Origin of the sequence: uncultured Phenylobacterium sp. (assembly GCF_902826855.1) — a bacterium.
Taxonomy (GTDB): domain Bacteria; phylum Pseudomonadota; class Alphaproteobacteria; order Caulobacterales; family Caulobacteraceae; genus Phenylobacterium.
The window spans coordinates 1-5881 of sequence record NZ_CADEGK010000252.1 but is presented as its reverse complement, the minus strand read 5'-3'; the positions used below and the strand labels follow the sequence as shown (position 1 = coordinate 5881).

The 5881-nt window shown below is 67.8% G+C and carries 8 protein-coding genes; 6 read left to right on the top strand and 2 right to left on the bottom strand.

Annotated elements, in window-relative coordinates; translation table 11 throughout:
- Positions 1 to 292 precede the first annotated feature (292 nt).
- Positions 293 to 601, bottom strand: coding sequence for a hypothetical protein (locus QZV94_RS22450; protein ID WP_293682239.1), 309 nt, complete (start codon positions 599 to 601; stop codon positions 293 to 295).
- A gap of 582 nt (positions 602 to 1183) precedes the next feature.
- Here QZV94_RS22450 and QZV94_RS22445 point away from each other — a divergent pair.
- Positions 1184 to 1477, top strand: a complete 294-nt coding sequence (locus tag QZV94_RS22445) for a hypothetical protein (protein WP_293682236.1) — start codon at positions 1184 to 1186, stop codon at positions 1475 to 1477.
- The gene (locus QZV94_RS22440) at positions 1467 to 2027 is read left to right on the top strand and encodes a hypothetical protein (RefSeq protein ID WP_293682233.1); all 561 of its coding nucleotides are present in this window, start codon (positions 1467 to 1469) and stop codon (positions 2025 to 2027) included. Before QZV94_RS22445 ends, QZV94_RS22440 begins: the two co-directional genes overlap by 11 nt.
- Before the next feature lie 10 nt (positions 2028 to 2037).
- Here QZV94_RS22440 and QZV94_RS22435 read toward each other — a convergent pair whose 3' ends face one another.
- Positions 2038 to 2274: a helix-turn-helix transcriptional regulator gene (locus QZV94_RS22435; RefSeq protein ID WP_293682230.1), complete on the bottom strand. Its 237-nt coding sequence runs from the start codon at positions 2272 to 2274 to the stop codon at positions 2038 to 2040.
- Between the two features lie 84 nt (positions 2275 to 2358).
- Here QZV94_RS22435 and QZV94_RS22430 point away from each other — a divergent pair, with 84 nt between their 5' ends.
- The 4 genes from QZV94_RS22430 (at position 2359) to QZV94_RS22415 (ending at position 5668) form a co-directional block, all read left to right on the top strand.
- Positions 2359 to 2580, top strand: a complete 222-nt coding sequence (locus QZV94_RS22430) for a hypothetical protein (RefSeq protein WP_293682227.1) — start codon at positions 2359 to 2361, stop codon at positions 2578 to 2580.
- A 715-nt stretch (positions 2581 to 3295) separates the two neighbouring features.
- Positions 3296 to 3925, top strand: coding sequence for a hypothetical protein (locus tag QZV94_RS22425; protein ID WP_293682224.1), 630 nt, complete (start codon positions 3296 to 3298; stop codon positions 3923 to 3925).
- Positions 3926 to 4209: 284 nt separating this feature from the next.
- A complete protein-coding gene (locus QZV94_RS22420; RefSeq protein WP_293682221.1) occupies positions 4210 to 4611 on the top strand; it encodes a hypothetical protein in 402 nt (133 codons plus the stop codon).
- A 76-nt stretch (positions 4612 to 4687) separates the two neighbouring features.
- Positions 4688 to 5668 carry a transglycosylase SLT domain-containing protein gene (locus QZV94_RS22415; protein ID WP_293682218.1) on the top strand — a complete coding sequence of 327 codons (981 nt, stop codon included), beginning with the start codon at positions 4688 to 4690 and terminating at the stop codon, positions 5666 to 5668.
- The last annotated feature ends 213 nt before the right edge of the window (positions 5669 to 5881 follow it).

Here is a 5881-nt window from a genome sequence, read left to right as displayed (position 1 = left end):
ACGCGTGACGTGACCGATCGGGTCGAGCGCGATCACCGCTTCCACCTTATCGCCGCTCAGGCTCGTCCAGGTATTGCGGAATGAAGGTTTCTCGAGACATTGACCCGCCTCGCCGCCCGCCCGCCGCACGCCTGTACCCCCAGGCCGCGCAGCCGTTGGACTGCTAGAAGAGTGGTCGACCGCCGACGAAGATCGGCGAGGCCTGTGCCGTAGAGCCGCGGATCCGGATCTCGCGCAGCGGCCGACCAGAGCGCTGACTGAATTGCTCGGGACGCCTCAGTCAGCCGTTGGATTAGAAGACGGCCGTGGCCAGGCTGCCGACGATCGCCGGGCCGGTGGCGGCCGTCAGGCCGATGCCGAGGGCGCCGCCGATGAGACGCCAGTCGAACTTGGCGACCAGGCCGATCAGGGCTACGGCGATGCCGCCCACGGAGGCCATCTTGCCCAGGGAGCCTTCGGCCCATCCCTGGATGGTCGTGACCGTGGTGTTGAAGGTGGTGTCGGCGCCGGCCAGAGCGACGCCGGAGGCCACGACGGCGAGAGCGGCGACGAGCGCGAGGTCGCCCGACCGATTCACCAGAGTTTGACGGAGGTTCTTCATCTCATCCTCACAGGTTCTGCCCCCAATCGGGCGACGCCATGGAGGCGCATTAACCTGTTGTTTTACAAGGAGTTCACCGGAACCATTTCGGTCCGCGACTGGCCCGTTGGGGGGCGGCCGGATACCGGCCGGGGCGCGGCCTGTCCCGTCGGGGATCGGCGCCGTCCCGGACGGGGATATCGCTGCCCCGAAAAAGTCAGGGCATGACGGCGCCCTGGCGTCCACCGATGATCTGATCACCTCCGACCGCGTCTAGGGGGGGTTATAGTGATCGGCGGATCGAGCGACGCGAGGTGGCCGTCTGGAAGGCGTCCCGGTCGCCGCGCGGGACGCTAGCGGTGAGACGGCCGCCGCAACCCCGCAGCTTCTCGAACCCGTCTGAAGACGCGCCGCATCAGCCGATGCCGCCGCCAACGGCCCCTGTCGACGTCCTGCGACCGCTACGGCCGACCCCGCAGCCGGCGCGCGCAGCGGGCAGGCGCCGCCGGGGACTGCAGGGGCCGGAACAGATGCGCCTCGAATTCTGAAGGGGAGTCCGGCCACGTGTTTGACAGATCGATCCATTTGTCAAACAATGACGTCATGACCAAGCGCATTTCCAGGTCGGCCGTCAGCGGCCAGTTTCTCGTGCGAGACCGGCGCGCCCGCGTCGTGGCGGCGGCTGGGGAGGCCGGGCTGCTCGGCGGCGGCCGCAGCAGCATCGGCGTGCGCATCCCCGAACCTCTCATCGCCGCCGCGCGGGCCCGCACGGGTCTGACCTCGACGACCGAGATCGTGGAGTACGCCCTGGCCAAGGTGGCGCTCGAGGACGACTTCGGCGCCCAGCTCGTGGCGCGCAAGGGGCGGGTCCCGAAGGACCTGGACCTTGAGCTTTGACGTCGCCGCCTCCGTCCGGCGCCTGAAGCCGCAACGGGCGACCCAGCCGCTTGCACGGCGTCCGGACGCCCGGCTCACCTTCGTTCCGGCTGAACCGGGCCCGGGGCCAGAACTCCTGCTCGACACCTGCGTCTACATCGACGTCCTGCAGGGTCGCACGCCAGCGCAGGTGGACGATCTCCTCCAGGTGCGCATCCTCAACCATTCCACCGTCGCGCTGGCGGAGCTCACCCACGCGTTCGGGCGCCTCGACCCGGCGGACCCTCGCACCCGCGGCGCGCTTCGAGAACTCAGCGCGACCGTGGCGGCCATGCCCCCGCACAGGCTCTCCAGGCCGAGCGACCGCGCCTTCGGAGAGGCCGGGATGCTGGCCGGCCTCGTCGCGCGGCTCTCCGGGCGCGCGTCCGGGGTTGAGCTGCTCAGCGACGCCAGCCTGCTCCTGCACGCGGCTGAAACCGGCTGCACCCTCCTGACCCGGAACGTCGCCGACTTCGACCTGGCGCAGCAGGTTGCGCCGGGGTCCAGCGTGCTCTTCTACAGGTCCGTCTGAGCCGCGCGGGCTAGCCGGAGACGCCATCCTCGGCGGCCGGCGCCTCAAGCAGGTCCAGAGGATCCACCGTCAGCGCCTCGGCGAACCGCTCCACGACGTTGAGGGTCGGATTGCGCCGGCCACGCTCGATCTGTCCGACGTAGGTCACCGCCAGGCCGACAGCGTCCGCCAGCGCCTCCTGGCTCAGCCCGCGATCCTGCCGCAGCCGCCGGACGTTCCGGCCAAAGACCTGTCCCAGGCGACCCATGGCCGCAGCCGCGCTGAATCGACAACGCTGCGCCAGTCACTATAGTGACGATTCAACCTGACCTTGCGACTTGGCGGAGCACACATGACCCTGCGCAGCGAGCGGATCGTTCTGGCCTGTAGCGCGCCCTTCCTCGTAGGCGGTCTGCTGGCGCTGCCCATCGCCGCCTCCTGGGCGGCGAAGGGCGCAGGCGCAGCCATGGCGATCGGCGCCTCGATCGCGCTCGCCAGCACCCACACGCCCATCCGCGGCATCTCTCTCGCTCTGGCGTTGCTCGCCTCGGGTGCGCTCCTGTGGTTGAGGTGAGCGCGTGCCCGTCACCTCGGACGACCTGAAACACCTTGCACACCAGTGTGACCGCGCCGCCGAGGATGCAGACCGGCAGACCGCCGCCGACCTGAAGGGGCTCGCGGATCGGATTCGGGCGCGGCTGCGAGCACCGGCTCAGCCGATGCGGTCAAGCCTCGGTCGGGAGGAGCGAGACCAGACCTGAGCTCCAGGTTCTCCGGCGCCTGGAAGATGCGCGGCGAAGGCGGTTCGGCAAGCGATGGCTTCCTCCTCTTCGACCTAGGCGTGTGGTCCCGGAATGAGGTGGTGCGGGTCGATCGTCTGCGTAAGGTCGGTCCCCCGGCATTGCGGCCGACCTTGGCGGAGATGCGCAACCGTCACGCTCACGGTAATCGTCCAACCCAAGTCGGACCGCCGCCCGAGAGAACTCTAGCTGGACCGAATAGTCAGGTGCGTTTCGCCGCCGCAGGGCGCTCCACCAGGGGCTGCTGAGATTGGCCTTAGACGAGGGAACAATGTTCGCCGGAAACAGCAGCTCTACCGCTGCGTGCCGTGGGCTATTTCCACATCGGAGCCCATCGGTTTACGGCGCAACGCGGCCAAGTAGTTCAAGCTGGACTTTCGTCGCACTCGCGTGATTCTCCCGCCTGAGCGGACAACCCAAACGAAGACTCGCGCTTTGGAACCAAACGGCTTGAAGACCGAAAGCGGCTCACCGGACCGTCCGAGAGAGGTGTCGCTGATCAAGGACGCTCACTGGCGGTCCACCCTTGCCTCCGCGCTGCGCGTCATGGGCTGGCAAAACGGGACGGCCCCCGCGCCGGCGACCATCCTTGGCGAGGCCTTGGCCTTCGTAGAGGACCTGCCGCTCGAGGACTTCCACCGACTCGCGGTCTTCGACACCGGTCGCAAGGGTCGGAACGGCGCCGTCCGGATCCGCGAGGACCATCACCGCGTCGCGGTGCAGATCGCCGATCGCCTCACCCGCGAAAACCTCATGCGAACGGTGGGCGTGCGGAATGTGGTGATTGTCGCCCTCTACGCCTACGCCCTGGAGGTCCTCGCCCAGTCTCAGCTCACCCTCTTCCGCCGCGTCGCCGCCTACCTGACGCAGGCCTTTCATGATCCCGAAGCCAAGCGCCGCGCGATCAAGGCCGCCGATCTCACGCCGCGCCAGGCCGAAACCCTCCTCAAGGCCGCCAACGCTGGCCAGCCGTTAATGGCCAACCGGGCCGGTCGCGAGTTCCTGCACCTGGCCCAGATGGTCGAGGGCCTGGGCGGTGCGTCCCATGTCGTCGTCCACGCCGCCACGGTGGCCGCGAGCGACGACGACTTCTTCCGGATGGTCAGCGCCGGCGAGTAACCCGCGGCCCTTGTTTCAATTCGGACAAGTGCCACTTGCCCGAGAGTCCCGCGTATGGCAGCGTTAGGCCCGTAGCGGCGGCGCCCGGGGCGCGTCCCTATCCCCTTTTGCTGTCTCCCCAGTCACTGTCGCGATGCGTGCATAACTGCCTCTAACTCCACTTGCACGCGAGTTGCTCCTGTGGCAGCGTTGCTGTGCAATTGCTTCAATAGAGGGCGGCGATGCCGTGGTCGAAACCTCGTAAACCGGGTGGGAAGCCCAGCGCAGACGAAATAATCCCGCGCTTGGCGTACCACATCTATCGCCGCACTCTGGACCCCGTGGTGGAAGCGCAGGTCCTCGAAGGGGTAGGAATCAGGCGTAAGACCCTGAAGCGCTATTCCGAATACAGTGTAAGTTCAGAGCCGGATCACAACTCGGGACCCAGGCGCCTCGACATCTACTATAATATTTGCCTCGCGATGGGAGAGAACCCCGGTCTCGTCCTCCACGCTGCGATCGTCGCGCACAACTACGAGGGTATGCTGACGCTCCTGGCCTCCGAACTTCACGCCCATCACCGCTACAGCGTCACGGACCTGACAGGCGAGCAGATAGACGCCTCGACGACGCTGATCCTAGCCCCTGCCATTGGAGCCAGGGAGCCCATCGATGTCGATCGCAAGTTCAGCCCCGCAGCGGCCTGACTTCGGCGCGCGCGCCCGCGGAGCCCTGGCGGATGCGGTCCGCCGTCTTCAAACGAACGTCGGACCACGCGGGGCGGTGATCGCATCGGCCGCTATTGTCGTGCCCGGCGCGGCTGTGGGCGCCGTACTTCCCCTGCTGCAAGCCCCGATCGCGCTTACGGCGCTTCGGCTACATTTGAGGCCCTCGACGACTGCCGCAATCAGAGCGCTGGAGCTCCCGGAGCCCTCTGACCCCAGCACGGCCTTACGGTTGCTCGCCCAGGACCCTTCGGTTCGCGCCTCACAAGCTGCGTACGACGCAGCCCTGCTCAACCCGCGCGCCGCGCTATCTGCCTACGAGCCGCGCGCGATCGCACTGGCGACGGGTCGTGAGGCCGTGCTGACGGCGTTGTCTCAGGCTGAGATGATCCTGGTCGCGGCCCGTGTCGCCGAGGCGCCGCCGAGAACCGCCTCCCCTAGGCTGCTCGCCCGAACGCGTCATTTCCTTCGTGGCCCGCTCGACGACATGATCGAAGAGGCGGCGGACATCGCTGGCGTAGACGCGGGCTTCCTGCGCGCCACCGCTGTTCGCGAGTCTTCCAACAACCCTTATGCCGTGGCGCCGCGCTCGAGCGCGCGCGGCCTCTATCAGTTCATCAATCAGACCTGGCTGCAGTCGGTCGCAAAATGGGGCGCGCGCCACGGCTTGGCCCGGGAAGCGTCCCTGATCCGCTGGGATCGTCGGGGCCGCGCCTACATCGCGGACGTGACAGCGGAGCGGGACATCCTGATGCTCCGCTACGATCCCGAAGTCTCGGCGCGGATGGCGGCGGAGAGCGCGGCGGAAAACGCCCAGGTTCTCGGCCGCGAGATCGGCCGAACGCCCAGTTCCGGCGAGCTCTATGCAGCCCACGTCCTCGGCCCTGGCGGCGCGGTGCGCCTGATACGAGCCGCATACACCCGCCCAGACTTCCCGGCAGCGCGGCTATTCCCCTCTGCGGCCGCCTCTAACCCACGACTGTTCTATCGCGCCGGCCGCCCACGATCTGTTTCGGAGGTGCTACTCGGCTTCTCGTAGGGTAACGCTCTGTAGAGGCTCGCCGCCGAGTTGGCTGCCAGCAATGCGACCGTCCCGGCCGACAGTCTTGGACGCGCTCGTGGCGCGCGGGAGCTCAATGCGGCCCACCTGCTGGGCTTCTGGCTCCGGTGCCTGATCCATTGGGCCTCCAGACCTTCGTGGCGGATCCGCCGGCGAGGCGCCGCAAAGATCCTCGAAGGTCGCGGCCATTCC

Coding starts and splice junctions, on each gene's coding strand:
- QZV94_RS22450 (WP_293682239.1), bottom strand. CDS start 601: ATGAAGAACCTCCGTCAAACTCTGGTGAATCGGTCGGGCGACCTCGCG.
- QZV94_RS22445 (WP_293682236.1), top strand. CDS start 1,184: ATGACCAAGCGCATTTCCAGGTCGGCCGTCAGCGGCCAGTTTCTCGTG.
- QZV94_RS22435 (WP_293682230.1), bottom strand. CDS start 2,274: ATGGGTCGCCTGGGACAGGTCTTTGGCCGGAACGTCCGGCGGCTGCGG.
- QZV94_RS22430 (WP_293682227.1), top strand. CDS start 2,359: ATGACCCTGCGCAGCGAGCGGATCGTTCTGGCCTGTAGCGCGCCCTTC.